A 17,265-nucleotide genomic window follows, 5' to 3' on the forward strand; every position below is an offset into this window, starting at 1 on the left:
TAGCCTTTCTTCTAGCTTGTCTAGCAATATTCAAGTTTCTCTAAGGCACCGGGTGTAGGAGGTAGGCGCAGGATGAACGCGACAGAGATGGTGGTCCTCCTGGACGACGCCGGAGCACCCATCGGGGAGACCGCAAAAGCGGGAGTGCACACACTGGACACGCCCCTTCATTTAGCCTTCTCCTGCTATTTGCTCAACGACGCCGGTGAGGTCCTCCTGACCCGCCGCTCACCTGAAAAGAAGACCTGGCCGGGAGTGTGGACCAACAGTTTCTGCGGCCACCCGGCACCAGGCGAGGAGTTCGAGGACGCTGTAATGCGACGCGCGCAGTTCGAACTCGGGGTGGACGCCAAGAGGATCGAACTGGTCCTCCCGGACTTCCGCTACAGGGCGGTGGACCCCACGGGCATCGTCGAAAATGAGGTCTGCCCGGTGTTCATGGCCCGGATCAGCGGCCCCCTGCAGCCGAATCCAGCCGAGGTTGCTGACTGGGCCTGGATCTCCCCGGCCCTGCTCGAGGACGCCTTGGCACACACGCCGTCCGCTTTCAGCCCCTGGCTCGGCCTGCAGTTCCCCCAACTCCTTGAAGCACGGGCATTGCCCTTACACGAGGGAGCCACATCATGACCGTCACCTCCGGATCCCTCCGAAGCCGCACCGACCTCTGCGGCGCCATCGAAAACGAGCTGACCGGGCTGATCGGCAAGAGGGCCAGCGCGGCAACCGCCTACGGCCCCAACTTCGCCAGGCTGTGGGGCCTGGCCGGCCAGAACGTGCTGGGCGGCAAGTTTGTCCGACCCTTGCTGCTCATGGAAACGTACGACGCCCTCCTGCAACGCGGCTCATCACGGCCGGAACAAGAAGGCCCTGGCCAACGCGAAACAGCCATCAGCATCGCCGCCGCCATTGAACTCCTCCACTACGCTTTCCTGCTGCATGATGACGTGATCGACGGCGACCTCGTCCGCCGCGGGCATCCCAACCTCATCGGCTCACTCCTCGCAGAAGCCGGCGAGATCCCCCGTCCGGACGGCGGCCTGCATTGGGCCCAGACCGGCGGAATCCTGATGGGCGACATGCTGCTCGCAGCAACCCACCAAGCATTCGCCCGCGCGGATCTCCCCCACGAACTACGGCTCCGCCTTCTGGACCTGCTGGAACACACCATCAACGAGACGGTGGCCGGCGAACAACTGGACGTGGGGCTGGGGGACGGCGTCATTGCCCCGGACCTCGAGACCATCCTGGTGATGTGTGGGTACAAAACCGCCACCTATACCTTCGAATTGCCGCTGCGCGCCGCCGCAGCGCTGGCCGGCGCGGACTTCGCCGTCGAGACTGCACTGGCAACCGCCGGCCGGCATCTTGGCCTGGCCTTCCAGCTCCAGGACGACCTCCTGTCCACGTTCGGGGATCCGCGCCGCCACGGCAAGGATCCTTTTTCGGACCTGCGCGAAGGCAAGGAAACCGCCATCATCGCCCACGCGCGGACCACCAGCACGTGGCCGCACATCGCGCCCCTCTTCGGCAGGCCCGGACTCAACGGCGAGGAAGGCGAGCACGTCCGCCGCCACCTCACCGAGTGCGGAGCAGAAGCATTTGTCCAGAGCCTCATCGAGGAACGGATGGCGGCCTTCAACCATCAGCTCACAAGCACCATTCCGTTGGAAGCACGCAACGTACTGCTTGACCTTGCAGGGCAGCTGGAAGGACGGCAATCATGAGCGTCGCCACCGATACCTCTTTCACCCATTTCACCCGGACGGCCGAGCGGGCCGCCAACCAGGTCATCGCCGCCTATTCCACGTCCTTCGGCCTCGCCTGCCGGCTGCTGGGGTCCCGGCACCGCCAGCACGTCCGCAATATCTACGCCCTGGTGCGGGTGGCGGACGAGCTCGTGGATGGCGTCACCGCGGAAGCCGGCCTCAGCTACCAGGAACAGTGCGACGCCCTGGCACACTTCATCGATGAAACCCACCGCGCGGTCAAGCTCGGCTACAGCAGCGATCTCATTATTCATGCCTTTGCCCAGACTGCCAGGACGGCGGGGATTGATGAGACCCTCATCGATCCCTTCTTCGCTTCCATGCGGACGGACCTCGGCGAGCGCACGTCAGCAGGCACTTCTGCGCAGCAGCCGGCTCCACTCCGATTCGACGCGGATGCCCACGACGGCTACGTGCATGGTTCCGCTGAGGTGGTGGGGCTGATGTGCCTGCGCGTCTTCATGCGGGATGAAAACATCGACGACGGCGACGCCGCAGCTTTGCAATACGGCGCCAGCAGGTTGGGCGCTGCTTTCCAGAACATCAACTTCCTCCGCGACCTGGCGGACGATACCTCCCGGTTGGGCCGCAACTACCTCGGCACCTCGGACCACCTCGAGGAGCATGACCGGGTGGAATGGGTCATGACCGTCCGGGCCCAGCTGGCCGACGCCAACGCCGTCATTCCGATGCTGCCCCGCGATGCCAGGGCCGCTGTCCGGAGCGCGTTGGCGCTGTTCCAGGCCCTCACGGACAGGATCGAACAGACCACGGTGGACGAGCTGTATCGCTCAAGGGTCCGTGTACCTGACGCCGTGAAAGCCGGTCTCGCCGCACGCGCCGTCGCCTCAACCTGGATGGAGCTGCACCGATGACGCGGACTGTAGTGATCGGCGGTGGCATTGCTGGGCTTGCCACCGCCGCACTCCTTGCCCACGAAGGCCACGAGGTCCAACTCCTGGAGCAGCGCGACCGGGTGGGTGGCCGCGCCGGCAGCTTGGAACGGGACGGCTTCCGCTGGGATACCGGTCCTTCCTGGTACCTGATGCCCGGCGTCTTCGACCACTTCTTCAAGCTGCTCGGCACCAGCGCGGCGGAACAGCTGGACCTGCGGACGCTCAGTCCGGCGTACCGCATCTTCAGCGAGCCAAACCACGACGGCGTACGGCCGGACCCGCTGACAGTCCCGCTGGGCAGCGACCAGGTTCTGGAAACCTTCGAGGGCGTGGAGCCCGGCAGCGCCAGGGAACTCACCTCCTATCTCGCGTCCGCGCGTCACACCACGGACATGGCTGAGCGGTTCTTCCTCTACAACCCGTTCACCAGGCTGCAAGGGCTGCTTCATCCGGAAGTACTGCGGAGCCTGCCCAAACTCGCGCAACTGCTCCTGACACCGCTGGACAAGTACGTGTCCCAACGGTTCCAGCACCCCGTGCTCCGGCAGGTCCTGGGATACCCGGCGGTGTTCCTTGGCACCAATCCTTCCGATGCTCCCGCCATGTACCACTTGATGAGTGCCCTGGACCTGGGCGACGGCGTCCAGTATCCGATCGGCGGATTCTGGGAGCTCGTGAGGCGGCTTGAGTCACTGGCGGTGGATGCCGGCGTCAGGATCCATACCGGTGCCGAAGCCTTGAAGATCACCACCCGCGAGGCACCCCGGACCAGGAAGGTGGGCCGCTTCGATGGCGTCAAACTCCCTCCTGCCCTGTCCGGGAAGGATGGCCGCGAAGTCACCGGGGTCAAGTGGCGGGACACCTCGGGCACGGAGCACTACAGCGTTGCGGATCTGGTGGTCTCCGGCGCCGATCTGCACCACACCGAAACCCAACTGCTGGGCGTCAGGGACCGGAGCTACAACAACAAGTACTGGCAGAGCCGCACCAGCGGACCCGGCGCCGTCCTGGTGATGTTGGGCGTCAAAGGTTCCCTGCCGGAACTTCCCCACCATTCCTTGTTCTTCACCAGGGATTGGGAGGCGAATTTCGCAGCCATCTTTGGTGCGGAGACCAGCATTCCGGACCCTGCTTCCATCTATGTCTGCAAACCCAGCGCCACCGACACCGGGGTTGCCCCACAAGGGCACGAGAATCTCTTTGTCCTGGTTCCCGTCCCGGCCGATCCGCAGCTTGGAGCAGGCGGCCCCGACGGCAGCGGCGATGTCCTCATCGAGCGGACCGCCGATGCTGCCATCGACCAGATCGCCCAGTGGGCCAACATCCCGGACCTCCGCGACCGCGTGGTGGTCAGGAACACCATCGGACCCGCCGACTTCGCTGAGGAGTACAACTCCTGGCGCGGCGGCATGCTGGGGCCGGCGCATACGCTGGGCCAGAGTGCCATGTTCAGGGCACAGAATGCCTCAAAGCGTGTGCAAGGCCTCTACTACGCCGGCGCCACCACAGCCCCCGGTGTAGGAGTGCCCATGTGCCTCATCAGTGCCGAGCTGGTCTTGAAACGAATCCGCGGCGATCACAGTGCCGGCCCTACCACTGTGAGGCCCGTAGCTAGCAGGATTGGCTGATGGGTGTTCTCTACTTGGTGTCGTTGCTGCTGGGCATCATCTGCATGCTCCTGCTCGACCACCGCTTCCGGTTGTTCTTCTGGCGCGACGCTAAAGCAGCGGCGGTGGTCACCGCCGTCGGGGTCCTGTTCCTTCTCGCCTGGGACCTGGCCGGGATCGGTTGGGGAATCTTCCTCCGAGGTGAAGGCACCATCGCCACGGGACTGCTGATTGGCCCGGAGCTGCCCATCGAGGAACCCGTCTTCCTGCTTTTCCTGGTGTTGTGCACCATGGTCCTCTACACGGGCGCCCGGCGGCTGCTCGGCTGGAGCACGGCCGCTCGCAGTGGGAATCAGCGGGAGCGGGAGAACGCATGACGTACTTGTGGCTCGCGCTCGCGTTCATCGCCGCAGCAGTGATCGCCGGCGTGGTCTTCGCCCGGCACGGCGCCCATCCCGGGGAGGCGGGCAAGCACTGGAAAGCTGTGGGCCTCGCTTTTGCCGCGCTGGCTGTCCTGACCGCGGTGTTCGACTCCGTCATGATCGGGATGGAACTCTTCCACTACGACCCTTCGCATATCCTCGGCATCAAAGCAGGGCTCGCCCCGATCGAGGACTTTGCGTACCCCTTGGCAGGTGTCGTGGCGCTTCCCGGGTTGTGGCTGTGGCTGACGCGCAAACGGGAATCCAACCCCAGCACCAAAGGTCCTGCAACACTCAAGGGCCCCGCCCCTCTCAAAAGCTTGGTCCCGCAAGCCGTCCTCGCGTCCCGCCCCGTCAGTTGGATCAACACCGCCTACCCGTTCGCAGCGGCAATGCTGCTCACTACCCGCGAGATCGACTGGGTCCTGGTGGTGGGCACCTTCTACTTCCTCATCCCTTACAACCTGGCCATGTACGGGATCAACGACGTCTTCGATTACGAATCCGACCTGAAGAACCCCCGCAAGGGCGGCATGGAGGGCGCGCTCCTCCAACCCCATCTGCACCGCCCCATGCTGTGGCTCGCGGCCATCACCAATGTGCCGTTCCTGCTGGTGCTGGCGTTTGCGGGCGGACCTGCCGCATGGATCAGCCTGACCGTGAGCGCCTTCGCTGTGGTGGCTTACTCCGTCGCGGGGCTTCGCTTCAAGGAACGCCCGGTCTTGGACTCGTTGACGTCCAGTACGCACTTCGTCAGTCCCGCCGTCGTCGGGTTGGCGCTGGCCGGTGCGGAGGTGACGCCCGGCCTGGTGATCCTGCTGGCGGCCTTCTTCCTCTGGGGCATGGCAGCGCACGCCTTTGGCGCCGTCCAGGACATCGAACCCGACCGGCAGGCCGGCATCGGCTCCATAGCAACAGTGTTCGGTGCCCGCCGGACGGTGAGGCTCGCCGTCGTGCTCTGGCTTGTTGCCGGACTCGCGATGCTCGCCACGCCGTGGCCCGGGCCGCTCGCGGCAATCATCGCCATCCCGTATGTCGCCAACTGCGCGCCGTGGTGGAACGTGACGGATACGACGGCGGCACGCACCAATGTGGCGTGGCGGCGGTTTATCTGGCTCAACTATGGGTCAGGATTCCTGGTGACGCTCATCTTTATCCTGCAGTGGAGCCTCACGTCATGACAGGGTTGGTTTCCCAGCGTGGTCAGCCTCTTCTGGATCTCCAGGCTCTTCATCGATGGTGTCCAAAGCCTCCCGCATGTGCTGCAGGAAGTTCACCACAATTTGCGACTCGTCCGGGTTCAAGGCGCACGCCGCATCCAGCATCCGTCGGTGCATTCCGCCCAAGGTGTGCCGTACTTCCTGGTCCGAGCCCGGCGTCGCCTTCAGGATCAGGGCACGCCGGTCCGTCGGATGGGGTTCACGCCGAATATGGCCGGACTCCACCAAACGGTCGATCAGGGTGGTCATGGACGCCGACGTTATCCCCAATTTGTCGCCAAGATCCTTCGGCTTCATCACCGTGCCCGAGGCCTCGGCTTCGAACAGATACCGGAGGGCCAGCAGATCCTTCTCACCCATTCCCATGGACGAGCGGGTCCGGCGGCGCATCGCCTGCTCGGAGGCGCGGTAATCCCGCAGGGCATTCAGCACATCGATCGCAATGGCCTTCTGACCTGGATCTTTGCCGTACCAATAGCCCTTTGCGTGGCCTTCCGAGTCCATCCAATGTTCCTTTGATAAACGTAAAGCTTGTCTTGCTAGCAATTTGATAGTAAGTCACGGACCTCATGAAATGCATGACACCGCACATCCAGCCCAGGAAAGAGGCTCAGCAGATGAAAACTCAAAACCCGGATCTTTTGCGGCAGATCACGGTCACCGTGAGCTTGGTGATCTGCATCGTTGGCTCGATGATCGGCGTCGGAGTCTTCGGCGGAACCCCGATCGCCCAGGCGGCGAGCGGTGCACTGGCCGCCGACTCCACGCTCCTCGCCCCCGCAACCCCGGCCTTCTCCATCTGGTCTGTGGTGTACGCCGGACTGGTTGCCTACACGGCGTGGCAGTGGTTACCGTCCCAGCGGACCAATCCGCGGCAGCGCTCCCTCGGCTGGATCGTGGCCGTGTCCATGGTCCTGAACGCCGCGTGGATCTTGTCCGTCCAGGCAGGGTGGCTCTTTGTCAGCGTGCTGGTGATCCTGGCCCTGCTGGCGACCCTTGTCCTGGCGTTCCTGCGGTACAGCCAGAGTCGTGCCGCCTCGTGGGTTGAGGCCGTTGTGGTGGACGGAACGTTAGGTCTGTACCTTGGCTGGACCAGCGTGGCCGTGTGCGCCAACATCGCCGCCGCTTTGAAGGCCTCCGGCTTCTCAGGCTTGGGGTTGCGGCCCGAAGTCTGGTCAGTGGCTGTGCTGGTAGTGGTGGCCGTTGTGGGCATCGCTCTGGCCATCAAGGGACACGGCCGCCTCGCCCTCGCAGCCGCCATCGCGTGGGGTCTGGCGTGGATCACTGTTGGCCGCAGCGCCGATTCACCCGAGTCATTTCCGACGGCGGTTGCGGCGGCTGTCGCTGCAGCGCTGGTTCTCGGCGCAGCGATCGCGGTGCGGGCACGGGTGGTGCTGGCTGGGGCCGGGGCTTCCGGGGCTTCCGGGGGCCGGTAACCCTGCGGTGCGGCATCGCGGGCCCTCCGTCCCGCTAGCTCGTCTCACCCCAACGATGCCGGTACTTTGCGCGGTTTTCCACATAGGCGAAATGAGGCCTGATATCCGATTCTCCCGACTGGAAGAGTTGGGACATGGAGCAGATTCGGACCAGTCAGGCGGGCAAGGCGATGCCCTTACCGGCCGATCCCTCGATGCCCTGGGAGTCGGCTCCGCCCGGTTCTACGTTGGCGGGCCTCGCAGCCGTTATTGGTTCCTTGCCCGCGAGCACCAGCAGTAGCGGGCTGGTCAATGAGATTCGCGCCTTGGAAGACCTGAAATCCGCGATCACTGCCCGTCAGGCCAGGGCCGCTGTCGCGTTGGATCTGGCTCAGCGCCGGGAGCAGGCCGAAGCAGGTGTTCCCACGGCAGAGCAAGGCCGCGGTGTCGCCGCTCAGGTGGCCCTCGCGCGGCGCGAATCGCCGAACCGTGGATCCCGGCTGCTCGGACTTGCGAGGGCGCTTGTCACCGAGATGCCGCACACCATGGTCGCCCTCGAAACAGGTCAGCTCAACGAATGGCGTGCCACCCTGCTGGTCAAGGAAACTGCGTGCCTCAGCGTTGAAGACCGCGCCGCCGTTGATGAAGAGCTGGCACCTGACACGGGCACGTTCGACGGGTCCGGGGACAGGATAATCATCGCGGCCGCGAAGGCCGCAGCCTACCGGCGCGATCCACGCTCGGCGGCCCAGCGGGCCAGTCACGCGGCCGCAGAACGCAGGGTCAGTCTTCGCCCGGCTCCGGACACCATGACAATCCTCACCGCTCTGCTTCCCGTGGCTCAGGGTGTCGCCGCCTACGCTGCCCTTAGCCGGCACGCAGATTCAGCCCGCTCGACCAGCGACGGCCGAAACCGTGGACAGATCATGGCCGACACCTTGGTAGAACGGCTCACTGGAACACCTGGCGGGGTCGCAGGGGTCGACCTCCAACTCGTCATGACCGACCGCACGCTCTTCCAAGGCGACAGCGAACCGGCCCGAATCCAGGGATACGGAATCGTCCCCGCTGAATGGGCCAGAGTTCTCTTGGCCGACGGGCCCACCGAGCCTGCGCATGCATCGCCCGCCAATTCCACGGCTAGGAGCCCGAGCCAACAAGATGCGGAAACCAAGGAGCACCAAGAATTCCGGGTGATGATCCGGCGGCTTTACACCGCTCCGGGAAGCGGCGAACTCCTGACCATGGACTCCAAAGCGAGGATCTTCCCCCAGCGATTACGTCGCTTCATCGAGACCCGGGACGACACCTGCCGAACCCCGTATTGCGATGCGCCTGTCAGGCATCTCGACCACGTGGTCCCATGGCACAACGGCGGGACCACCACCCTCAACAACGGCGCGGGGCTATGCGAGGCATGCAATCACACCAAGGAAATCCCTGGTTGGAGCGCCAGTGTGCCGCATGGCCAAACGCACACCATGGAAGTCCGAACCCCTACCGGGCACATCTACCGGTCCAAACCGCCACGTCTGCCTGGGCACGAGGACGCTACGTCACCCGCGCCGCCAGTCAGGCCACCCGCAACTGAACGTCCCCGGGAGCCACAACTGCAGCAGGCCCGGCAGACGTAATCCACAGTGGCGCCCATAGTCCACACCCGCGTCGCAACAGCTGCTATGCGGGGCAAGCATCCTTCAATGCTTGAACGGACTCGGCTGGTACTTGGTCACCTGCGTCGGCGATCTGGCGGAGGGGCGTAGTGATATCGGAGGGGACGCCTGCGGCATCGGCGGCCGTCACCAGGCCAGCGAGTACCTGCTTGTCTTCGACGCCCACCAAGCCATCCTGGACAACGGCGCAGATTTGCTTGGTCATTTCGTCGGCAGCGGCGGTGGCGACCTTTGATGCGGCCTCACTTGCAGCGTTTCCGGCGGCTTCCTCCACGGCTCCGCAGCCTACGAGCAGCAGCAGGACGGGGACGGCGGACAGGACTGCAAGTCGACGGGTCATGAGTCCAGCCTAGCAATCGACCAGCAGAGCCGAGCTTTTCGTACGACGGCTCTCTGGGCCGGGTGGTGACCGGCTCTACCCCTATCAGCTGTCCCGCTACTTATTCAGGTCATCTGGCGTTCGTGAGCCGATATACCGACACGTGGCTGCGGGACTCAGCGGTGAATTCGCTGCGGTCCCAGTCGGCCCACCTGTGTTCCAGCTCGAATCCAGCAATGCGTGCCATGAGGTCGAGTTCACTCGGCCAGATGTACCGGTGTGGTGTCCGCCCGATCCGCGCTTCGCGCCCATCCTCAACGTCGGGGCCGAACTGCACATGGTGCGAGATAACGTGTTGGCGGAGCACGTCATAGGTGTCCACCAAGAGGTATCCGGGCTGGCTCACCTCCACTGTTCCGCCATGCCCGGGCGGCAGTGAACGCAGTTGCGGTACCCAGAGCTCGACGACGAAGCGGCCGCCGGGAGCCAGGTGGCGGGCAGCGTTCTGGAAGCACCGGACTTGTTCGTCCTGGGTCAGGAGGTTGGCGATGGTGTTGAACACCAGAAATGCCAGCGTGTAATGGGAACCTGTTGAAACCTGGGACATATCGCCCTGGACCACGGGAATCCGGTCCTCCCCCACCTTTTCACGCAGGCGGGCGATCATGGCATGGGACAGCTCAATGCCGCTGACTGGCACACCGGCTTCAAGGAGCGGGATGGCCACGCGTCCGGTTCCGATCGCAAACTCGACGGCGGGACCTCCCGACGCGAGTTCCGACAAGACCTCCACAGTGGGGCCAAGCACATCAGGTGAGAACATCCCCACCCCGGGGGTGTCATACTGCTCCGCTGCGTCGTGGTCCCAGAGCTGTTGCTGGTTGATCATCCTGCCACTATTGCAGCCGACGGCCAGGGAGTTGAAGAGGCGCGGCCCCACCTATGCTTGGGGGATGGGAGAAGAGACTGTGGACCACAAGGCCCTGGCCGTCTGCATGATTGATATCTCGTCCGACATTCGCCGCAAGTCACTCAACGAGACAGGACTCCGCCCCATCTCGAATGGTGTGCTGGAAATCCTCCGCGTTGTTGAAGGCCATCCCGGAGTCACCGTCGCCGAAGTGGCGGCCAGGCTCGGTCGGCAGCTGAGCAACGTCAGCTCCCAATTGCGCGAGCTCGTAGCTGCCGGCTTGGTCACGCGTGTCAAGGACGCCTCGGACAAGCGCTACGTTTCCCTCCACCCCACAGACGAGTCCCGGCGGATCAAGTCACTCCTGGAGGGCGAATGGGCGGAAGCGCTCATTGCCGCGAGCGCCCGCCTGCTCCCGGAGGAACGCGAACAGATCGCGGCCAGCCTTCCGGCGCTTCAGCGGTTGGCTTCGTTCCTTTCAGAACCTGAACACGCGTCCGGGCCCGGCATCACTTCCGGGGCTGGCACGACTCCTCCGGGCCGTAACGGAACCAGTCCGGCAGTGACGTAGTGAAGGCTTCCCGCAGTTCGGGGGTGTTGGTCACGGTCCAGTCCACCCGGCCTTTGACTTCCACCTCGTCTTTGTCCCATTCGAACCAGTTGATCATCTTCAGTTGCGGGAATTCTTGATGTGTTGTGGGGCTGAAGAGCTGGGTCCACCAGGCTTCCTTGATGACATTTTCCGACTCGCCACCAGAGCCCGGTGCGAACAAGGCGGCAGTTTCCGGAATGGCGACCGGTTTGCCATGCTGCGTGCCGTATACGCCGTAGAAGTCGGGAAGCAGGCTGTCATCCCCGTTGGCACCACGATAGTTTCCGGTGAGCTGATCCGCGAATTTGTTGGCCTCCGGTAGCTCATTTTCGCCCCAAGGGTAGGTGCTGCCCCAGTGATACAGGGACATGCCAACCCAGTCCACAGCCTCGTCTCCCGGGTAGTAGGGGGCGTAAGCGTCATCGTCCATGGTCAGGGCGCCGTCGCCGCTGGTATCCAGTGCCAGAAATTCGGGGGTGCCTGGTTTGGCTTCGAACTCTCCGCCCGCGAAAGGATATCCGCCGCCGTAATTGGGAGCCCACATCATGGCGGAACCCGGCGCGGTGGAGTGCACCGCCTTGGCCAGCGTTTGGAAAGCTTCTTTGTACTTTTGTGGCTGCTGGGACCAGGCGTACCAGGAGCCGTTCATTTCGTGGGCGAACCTGACAACCACGGGTACGCCGTCGTCGTTGAATTCGGCGAGGTCTTTCGCCAGAGCCGTTGCCGTTTCTTCAGTCACAGTGGAGAGTCCGTCGTGAGGTTCCAGGGTCAGCAGCATCATGTGCCCGTCGGCTCGAATCTGCTCCACTGCCCGCCGGAGGTCGTCTTCGTCCTTGGCTGTGAGGGGAAACCCTGTGAAGGAGACGCTGACTGCAGGCTTGTGGCCAAGGTCGCTGGCGAAGGCGGCAAGCGGTTTGGAATGCCAGTCCAGGTTCACGCCGAACAGGGCACCCGCTTCCGGGGCGAGGGCGGCCCGCGACAGGACTTCGCAGGTTTTCACGTTCGAGCCCGATTGCACTTGCTGCTCCGAGAGGCCGTTCGCGAAGTTCACCCCCGCGATGCCAACCACAGTCAAGCCAATCACGGCAGGGAGCGTAAAGGCCCGCCAAAGCTCAGTCCGATTTGCCTTGCGGGCATCGCCGCTCTCTTCGGCTTGCTCCCCCACAACAGCCACCGACCCTCTCCGACCTGCAGTTTTGTTCCATCCTAGGTACGCGCAGGGGAACGGCGCCACTGGGACGAACGTCACGCCCGGCAGACTTATGCGCTCCCATCAAAGTACTTATACTTTTATAAGTATTACTACTTTCAAGAATGGGTGACGCGTGGCATCACAACTACTGGGGACATCAGGCGCACAAGCCCAAGCAAACACACCAGCCCCACCGGGCGGTAAAAGCAACATCGGCTGGCGGGCGCTTCCCTTCCTGGCCCTCGCCCAGTTCATGGTGGTCCTGGACGGCACCATCGTGAACCTGGCGCTCCCCCGCCTCCAACTGGAAATGGGCATCAGCGATTCCACCCGATCCTGGGTGGTCACTGCGTACGCGCTCGTCTTCGGCGCCTTCCTCCTCTTGGGCGGACGAATTTCCGATTTCTGGGGACGGAAGCGGACTTTCATCACTGCCTCAGCAGGCTTCGCGGTGGCATCACTCATCGGCGGATTGGCCCAGCAGCCCTGGGAACTCATCGGAGCCCGCGCGCTTCAGGGCATCTTCGCCGCCCTCCTTGCTCCGGCGGCCCTGGCACTCCTGACGGTGGCCTTCCCCGGCGGCAAGGACCGCGGCACCGCCTTCGCCATCTTCGGCTCCATCAGCGGCGTCGGCGCAGCAGTGGGAGTTCTGCTGGGCGGCTTCCTCACCGAATTCGTCTCGTGGCGGTGGTGCTTCTTCGTCAACGTACCCATCGCAGTCATCGCGCTGATCGGCGTGTGGACTTTGGTGGGCGAAAGCAAAGCGGGAGGCTCCACCAAATACGACTGGCCCGGCGTCGCTCTTGCCGCTTTGGGCCTGGGTTCCCTGGTCTACGGCTTCGCCAACGCCGAACACGGCTGGGGTGCGGTGGAATCCTGGGGCTTTATCGCAGCAGGCGCGCTGTTGCTGGTACTTTTCGTCGCCGTCGAACGCCAGGTCAAGAACCCGCTGCTTCCGTTGCGCGTCGCCACCGAACGCAACCGCGCCGCCGCATTCCTGGCGTCTTTCCTTGCCGGGGCAGTGCTGATCGGCGGCATCCTGTTCATCAACTTCTACCTCCAAATCGTTCTGCACTTCGCCCCGTTCGCGGCCGGAATCGCGTCCCTGCCCATGACAGTGGTGCTGATCATCACGGCGGGCATCGTGGCGAAGAACCTGCCCCGACTGGGCGCCAAGGTACCCAGCGCACTTGGTCCGGTCTTCATGGCCGCAGCCATGCTGTGGCTCACACAGGTCACCTCCGACGGCACGTATGCGGTGAACATGCTGCCTGCGTTGATCCTCATGGGCATCGGGCTGGGCCTGGTCTTCGTCCCCATGCAGAACCTGGCTCTCTTCGGCGTGGACAAGGACGACGCCGGGGTGGCCAGCGCCCTGGTCAACGCTTCGCAGCAGATCGGCGGATCGCTGGGCATCGCACTCTTCAGTGCCATCGCGGCCGCTACCACCACGGCCGCCCCCGGCGAGCCCTTGGCGGCGCTCACCTCGGGCTATTCCATGGTGTTCCTTTGGGCGGCCGGGGTGGCGGTCTTGATAGCCCCGGCCGCACTCCTCCTGATCAGGATCGACCGCAAGACCTTCAGTGGAACCAGCGACACCCCGCACGTTCACCTGGGCTGAACCCTCGGCGCCGTCACCCCGCCCGGGTGGCGGCGCCTCCGCGCCGCGGAACTGAACTTCAGATCACGACGGCGGATATCTCGCGTAATTATTGACATGACATAAGTCACATTCTGTAAGCTAATTTCAAAGTCACGCAGCCGGCTTCCTTCGCCCTACCCCGGGGAGGTGCCCCATGGCCCCGAACTCACTCAAGGCCGAGAATCTCATGGCCCATGGCGTGGTGCTCTCCGCAGCCAGCATTGCCAGACGCAGGGCAGCTGCCACCCACGGAAATCACGGCGTGGCCAACAAACCCGACGCCCTGCTCGGAGCAATAGCCGTCCGGCAGTTGTTCCACCGCTGGCCGTTGGTGCCGTCGAGAGAACTCGAACGAATCCGCCACGTGCTGGTCCATTGTGACCAACTCGGCTCACCCGACACACATCACTTGTCCGAACCAGCGCAGGCGCTGCTGGATCTGATCAATTGCGAGCTGGAGCGTCGACGTTTGGTGGGGAATCAGGCATCGGGTGGGAACCAAGCGCCTGTTGAGGAGCAAGTCAGCCCCGAGGCCGGCTAGTACGCGCTGGGACAGCTAGTTGTTCGTCGTGGTCCGCATGGAAGCCTGAAGCTCCCGGAGTTCCGCCAAGACAGCTGAACAGTGGATGCAGTGATCCGTGTGCTGCTTTATTCTGGCGTGCGCATTTCCGCTCAAACCGTTGCGGACGTACCTGCCGAAATGTCTCAGATAGTGTGCACAGGACTGAATGGTGGGCTCGCCCACATGCTTCTGCAGGTACATCTGCCGGAGCCCCTCGCGTGCGCGCATTGCCAAAGCGGACAGGGCGTTCGGGGTCAGCCCCAGCAACGGGCCGGCCTGCGCCGGCTTGAGGCCCTCAACGTCGACGAACCAGAGCACGTCCTGCCAGCGCCGGGGAAGTTCACGGAAGGCCTGCACCAAAATGATGGTCTCGTGGGTGCCCAGGACGTGATCGTCACCGGTAAACGCCAGGGCATCCACCGTGCCGGATTCAGTGAGGGCGAGTCGGGCCGACGTCTGGTTCTTTCGGTGGGCCATCCTGCGGATGGTAGTCAGCAGGTAGGGCCGGAACGACTCCACAGGCCCCCTGCCCTCGATGATCGCTTGGAAGACGGCGGCAAACGCTTCACCCACAATGTCTGCGGCGTCACTGGGGTTGTCTGACTCCGCGCGGGCCACGAACCCTCCCACCCTCCGGTACCGAATGAACAGCTCGCCGAAGGCGGCAACATCACCTCCACGCACCATGGCCAGCAACTGTTGGTCGCACAGCGGTTCCGCGGAAGCCGGGTCACCGCGGTTTGGGTAGGGCATTGTTTGGGCTGACATGGCGGCCTTTCAAGGGACGGAACAGCAAGATGGAGCTGCCTGGACTGACATGACGCGGCTGGGCTGAGGACGCAGTCAAGGAAGGCCCCGCCCAATGCGCTGTGGCATGCATCGGACGGGGCCGCGTGAAAGGTGGTGGACGTTCCTGCCGGGGGCGGGTAGTTACGGGATGGCCGCTACGACGTCGATCTCCACCAGGAAGTCGCCCAGGAACGAACCTACGGTGGTCCGCGCCGGGTAAGGCGCCACGACGTACTTTTCGTAGACGGCATTGAAGCCATCAAAGTCCCGGCGCGGATGGTGCAAGTGGACGGTCGCCTTGACCACGTGGGAGAAGTCCAGGCCATGCGCACCCAGTACGTGCCTCAGGTTCTCCATGGCTTGGATGGTCTGTTCCTCGATGGTGATCCCCACACGCTCGTCCGTGATGGGATCATGCGGCGTCTGGCCTGCGGTGTACAGGAGCCCGTTGGCCACAATTGCCTGGGAGTAAGGGCCGGCCGGGCTTGGTGCCAGGTCTGTTGCCACTTGGAGACGGGTCATGATGGTGATGCCTTTCGTGGTGCTGAAGGAACGTTGCTGCTTACAAAACTTTGGAGAGGAACGCCTTGGTGCGTTCGTGCCGGGGGCTGCCCAGCACTTGCTCGGGCGGGCCGCTTTCCACCACCACGCCACCGTCCATGAACACCACTTGATCGGCCACTTGCCGGGCGAACCCCAGCTCGTGGGTGACCACCACCATGGTCATCCCGGCCTCGGCGAGGGATTTCATGACGTCCAGGACTTCGCCCACCAGTTCGGGGTCAAGCGCGGACGTGGGCTCGTCGAAGAGCATCAGTTTGGGCTTCATGGCCAGCGCCCTGGCAATTGCGATGCGCTGCTGCTGCCCCCCGGAGAGTTCCTGCGGATAGGAGTGTCCCCGGTTGCCCAGGCCAACACGGTCCAGCAAGGTCTGCGCTTCCACCACCACCTCACGGCGGGGCCGGCCAAGAACGTGCACCGGCGCTTCAATGATGTTCTCCAGCACGGTCATGTGCGGGAAGAGGTTGAAGCGCTGGAACACCATGCCCGCGTTGAGCCGTGAGCGGGCGGTTTGGCGTTCCTTCATCTCGTAGAGCTTCCCGTTGCGCTCGGTATAGCCCACCAAGTGCTCGTCGACGTAGAGCCTGCCGGCGTCAACTTTTTCAAGGTGGTTGATACACCGCAGGAACGTGGTCTTGCCGGAACCTGACGGGCCAATCAGGCAGGTCACGGATCCCTTTTCAACCCTGAGGTCAATGCCTTTCAGGATTTCGACAACACCAAAGTTCTTCCGGACTCCCCGGGCTTCCACCATGGCCGTAGTCATCATGCTGTCCTTGTCTTGGGCGTGCGGGTTCGTCGCGGCGCTGAGTCGAAACCGCGCCCGTACCTGCGTTCGAGTTTGTTTTGGAAGAAGCTCAGGACGGTGGTCATGAGCAGGTACCAGACGCTGGCAACAATCAACAGCGGAATGGTCTGGTAGTTGTTCGCATAGATGATCTGCGCCGAGTAGAGCAGGTCCGAGATCGCCAGGACGCTCACCAGGGACGTGCCCTTCAGCATGGAGATGACCTGGTTGCCGGTGGGCGGCAGCACCACGCGCACGGCCTGTGGCAGGATCACCCGGTTCATGAGCTTCCCGCCGCTCATACCCAAAGCGCGGGCGGCGTCGTACTGGCCCTTGTCCACGGAACCGATGCCGCCACGGATGATCTCCGCCATGTAGGCGGCCTCGTTCAAGGACAACCCCAGCAGGGCTGCCCCCAACGGGGAGATCAGGACATTGGCCGATCCCAGGACCATGGACGGTCCACCGAACGGAAGCCCGAAGGCAATGACCGGGTAGAGGGCCGCAATGTTGTACCAAAAGATCAACTGGACCAGCAGGGGCGTACCCCTGAAGAACCAGATGTAGCCGCGGCTGATGGTGCTCAGGATGGGGTTCTCGGAGAGCCGCATGATCGCGAGCAGCGTACCCAGGGCGATACCGACCGTCATGGACACCACAGTCAGCAGGATGGTCAGCCCGGCTCCGGCCAGGATCTGCGGGGCGAACAGGTAGGACACCACCACGTCCCACCGGTACCGTTCGTTCACTGCCACATCCCACGCCGCGCTGAGCGCCACCAGGATGAGGACCACAGCCAGCACCAAACGGACTGGATGCTTCAGCGGCACCACGGGAATCGAATCACTCGGAGCCGCTGCGGCCGGCTCCTTGGTATCGGGAACTGAGGGTTGCTTTTGCATGGTTATCACC

19 protein-coding genes are annotated in these 17,265 nt (G+C 63.7%); 11 read left to right on the plus strand and 8 right to left on the minus strand.

All coding sequences use genetic code 11. The features are described 5' to 3' along the window. Window positions 1-72: 72 nt before the first annotated feature. The 6 genes from idi to RQH14_RS01700 are packed head-to-tail and all read left to right on the plus strand — an operon-like array spanning window position 73 to window position 5,872. Window positions 73-627, plus strand: a complete 555-nt coding sequence (idi, locus tag RQH14_RS01675) for an isopentenyl-diphosphate Delta-isomerase (protein ID WP_311211602.1) — start codon at window positions 73-75, stop codon at window positions 625-627. Next, window positions 624-1,724: a polyprenyl synthetase family protein gene (locus RQH14_RS01680; protein WP_311211603.1), complete on the plus strand. Its 1,101-nt coding sequence runs from the start codon at window positions 624-626 to the stop codon at window positions 1,722-1,724. Before idi ends, RQH14_RS01680 begins: the two co-directional genes overlap by 4 nt. Continuing rightward, complete coding sequence (locus RQH14_RS01685) at window positions 1,721-2,641, plus strand: squalene/phytoene synthase family protein (protein ID WP_311211604.1); 921 nt, start codon at window positions 1,721-1,723, stop codon at window positions 2,639-2,641. Before RQH14_RS01680 ends, RQH14_RS01685 begins: the two co-directional genes overlap by 4 nt. Continuing rightward, on the plus strand, window positions 2,638-4,290 hold the full coding sequence (crtI, locus tag RQH14_RS01690; RefSeq protein ID WP_311211605.1) for a phytoene desaturase family protein: 1,653 nt from the start codon (window positions 2,638-2,640) through the stop codon (window positions 4,288-4,290). Before RQH14_RS01685 ends, crtI begins: the two co-directional genes overlap by 4 nt. After that, window positions 4,290-4,646, plus strand: coding sequence for a lycopene cyclase domain-containing protein (locus tag RQH14_RS01695; protein ID WP_311211606.1), 357 nt, complete (start codon window positions 4,290-4,292; stop codon window positions 4,644-4,646). The genes crtI and RQH14_RS01695 overlap by 1 nt, the downstream gene beginning before the upstream one ends. Next, a complete protein-coding gene (locus RQH14_RS01700) occupies window positions 4,643-5,872 on the plus strand; it encodes a prenyltransferase (RefSeq protein ID WP_311211607.1) in 1,230 nt (409 codons plus the stop codon). Before RQH14_RS01695 ends, RQH14_RS01700 begins: the two co-directional genes overlap by 4 nt. On the opposite strand, the gene RQH14_RS01705 is transcribed toward RQH14_RS01700, so the two are convergent. After that, entirely contained in the window at window positions 5,867-6,415 is a 549-nt protein-coding gene (locus RQH14_RS01705) for a MarR family transcriptional regulator (protein ID WP_311211608.1), read from the minus strand. The genes RQH14_RS01700 and RQH14_RS01705 overlap by 6 nt on opposite strands. A 113-nt stretch (window positions 6,416-6,528) precedes the next feature. On the opposite strand from RQH14_RS01705, the gene RQH14_RS01710 reads away from it, so the two are divergent. Further along, window positions 6,529-7,347: a tryptophan-rich sensory protein gene (locus RQH14_RS01710; RefSeq protein WP_311211609.1), complete on the plus strand. Its 819-nt coding sequence runs from the start codon at window positions 6,529-6,531 to the stop codon at window positions 7,345-7,347. Between the two features lie 134 nt (window positions 7,348-7,481). Further along, entirely contained in the window at window positions 7,482-8,960 is a 1,479-nt protein-coding gene (locus RQH14_RS01715) for an HNH endonuclease (RefSeq protein WP_311211610.1), read from the plus strand. A gap of 43 nt (window positions 8,961-9,003) precedes the next feature. Here RQH14_RS01715 and RQH14_RS01720 read toward each other — a convergent pair whose 3' ends face one another. Continuing rightward, window positions 9,004-9,339: a hypothetical protein gene (locus tag RQH14_RS01720; RefSeq protein WP_311211611.1), complete on the minus strand. Its 336-nt coding sequence runs from the start codon at window positions 9,337-9,339 to the stop codon at window positions 9,004-9,006. A gap of 109 nt (window positions 9,340-9,448) precedes the next feature. Next, the gene (locus tag RQH14_RS01725; RefSeq protein WP_311211612.1) at window positions 9,449-10,207 is read right to left on the minus strand and encodes a class I SAM-dependent methyltransferase; all 759 of its coding nucleotides are present in this window, start codon (window positions 10,205-10,207) and stop codon (window positions 9,449-9,451) included. 64 nt (window positions 10,208-10,271) lie between these two features. On the opposite strand from RQH14_RS01725, the gene RQH14_RS01730 reads away from it, so the two are divergent. Next, window positions 10,272-10,799 carry a MarR family transcriptional regulator gene (locus tag RQH14_RS01730; protein ID WP_311211613.1) on the plus strand — a complete coding sequence of 176 codons (528 nt, stop codon included), beginning with the start codon at window positions 10,272-10,274 and terminating at the stop codon, window positions 10,797-10,799. On the opposite strand, the gene RQH14_RS01735 is transcribed toward RQH14_RS01730, so the two are convergent. Next, complete coding sequence (locus RQH14_RS01735; RefSeq protein WP_311211614.1) at window positions 10,738-11,904, minus strand: glycosyl hydrolase; 1,167 nt, start codon at window positions 11,902-11,904, stop codon at window positions 10,738-10,740. The two genes, RQH14_RS01730 and RQH14_RS01735, sit on opposite strands and share 62 nt — an antisense overlap. Before the next feature lie 241 nt (window positions 11,905-12,145). On the opposite strand from RQH14_RS01735, the gene RQH14_RS01740 reads away from it, so the two are divergent. After that, window positions 12,146-13,633, plus strand: coding sequence for an MFS transporter (locus tag RQH14_RS01740; RefSeq protein WP_311211615.1), 1,488 nt, complete (start codon window positions 12,146-12,148; stop codon window positions 13,631-13,633). Window positions 13,634-13,808: 175 nt separating this feature from the next. Continuing rightward, the gene (locus tag RQH14_RS01745; protein ID WP_311211616.1) at window positions 13,809-14,195 is read left to right on the plus strand and encodes a hypothetical protein; all 387 of its coding nucleotides are present in this window, start codon (window positions 13,809-13,811) and stop codon (window positions 14,193-14,195) included. Window positions 14,196-14,210: 15 nt separating this feature from the next. Here the strand turns inward: RQH14_RS01745 and RQH14_RS01750 are convergent, their stop codons facing one another. From RQH14_RS01750 to RQH14_RS01765, 4 genes are all read right to left on the minus strand, one after another. Continuing rightward, window positions 14,211-14,984 carry a sigma-70 family RNA polymerase sigma factor gene (locus RQH14_RS01750; RefSeq protein ID WP_311211617.1) on the minus strand — a complete coding sequence of 258 codons (774 nt, stop codon included), beginning with the start codon at window positions 14,982-14,984 and terminating at the stop codon, window positions 14,211-14,213. A 162-nt stretch (window positions 14,985-15,146) separates the two neighbouring features. After that, on the minus strand, window positions 15,147-15,527 hold the full coding sequence (locus tag RQH14_RS01755) for a RidA family protein (RefSeq protein ID WP_311211618.1): 381 nt from the start codon (window positions 15,525-15,527) through the stop codon (window positions 15,147-15,149). 40 nt (window positions 15,528-15,567) lie between these two features. Continuing rightward, the gene (locus RQH14_RS01760; RefSeq protein ID WP_311211785.1) at window positions 15,568-16,332 is read right to left on the minus strand and encodes an amino acid ABC transporter ATP-binding protein; all 765 of its coding nucleotides are present in this window, start codon (window positions 16,330-16,332) and stop codon (window positions 15,568-15,570) included. After that, window positions 16,332-17,255 carry an amino acid ABC transporter permease gene (locus tag RQH14_RS01765; protein ID WP_311211619.1) on the minus strand — a complete coding sequence of 308 codons (924 nt, stop codon included), beginning with the start codon at window positions 17,253-17,255 and terminating at the stop codon, window positions 16,332-16,334. The genes RQH14_RS01760 and RQH14_RS01765 overlap by 1 nt, the downstream gene beginning before the upstream one ends. Window positions 17,256-17,265 lie beyond the last annotated feature (10 nt).

The organism is Arthrobacter sp. WCS2018Hpa-7, from assembly GCF_031843805.1.
GTDB lineage: Bacteria > Actinomycetota > Actinomycetes > Actinomycetales > Micrococcaceae > Arthrobacter.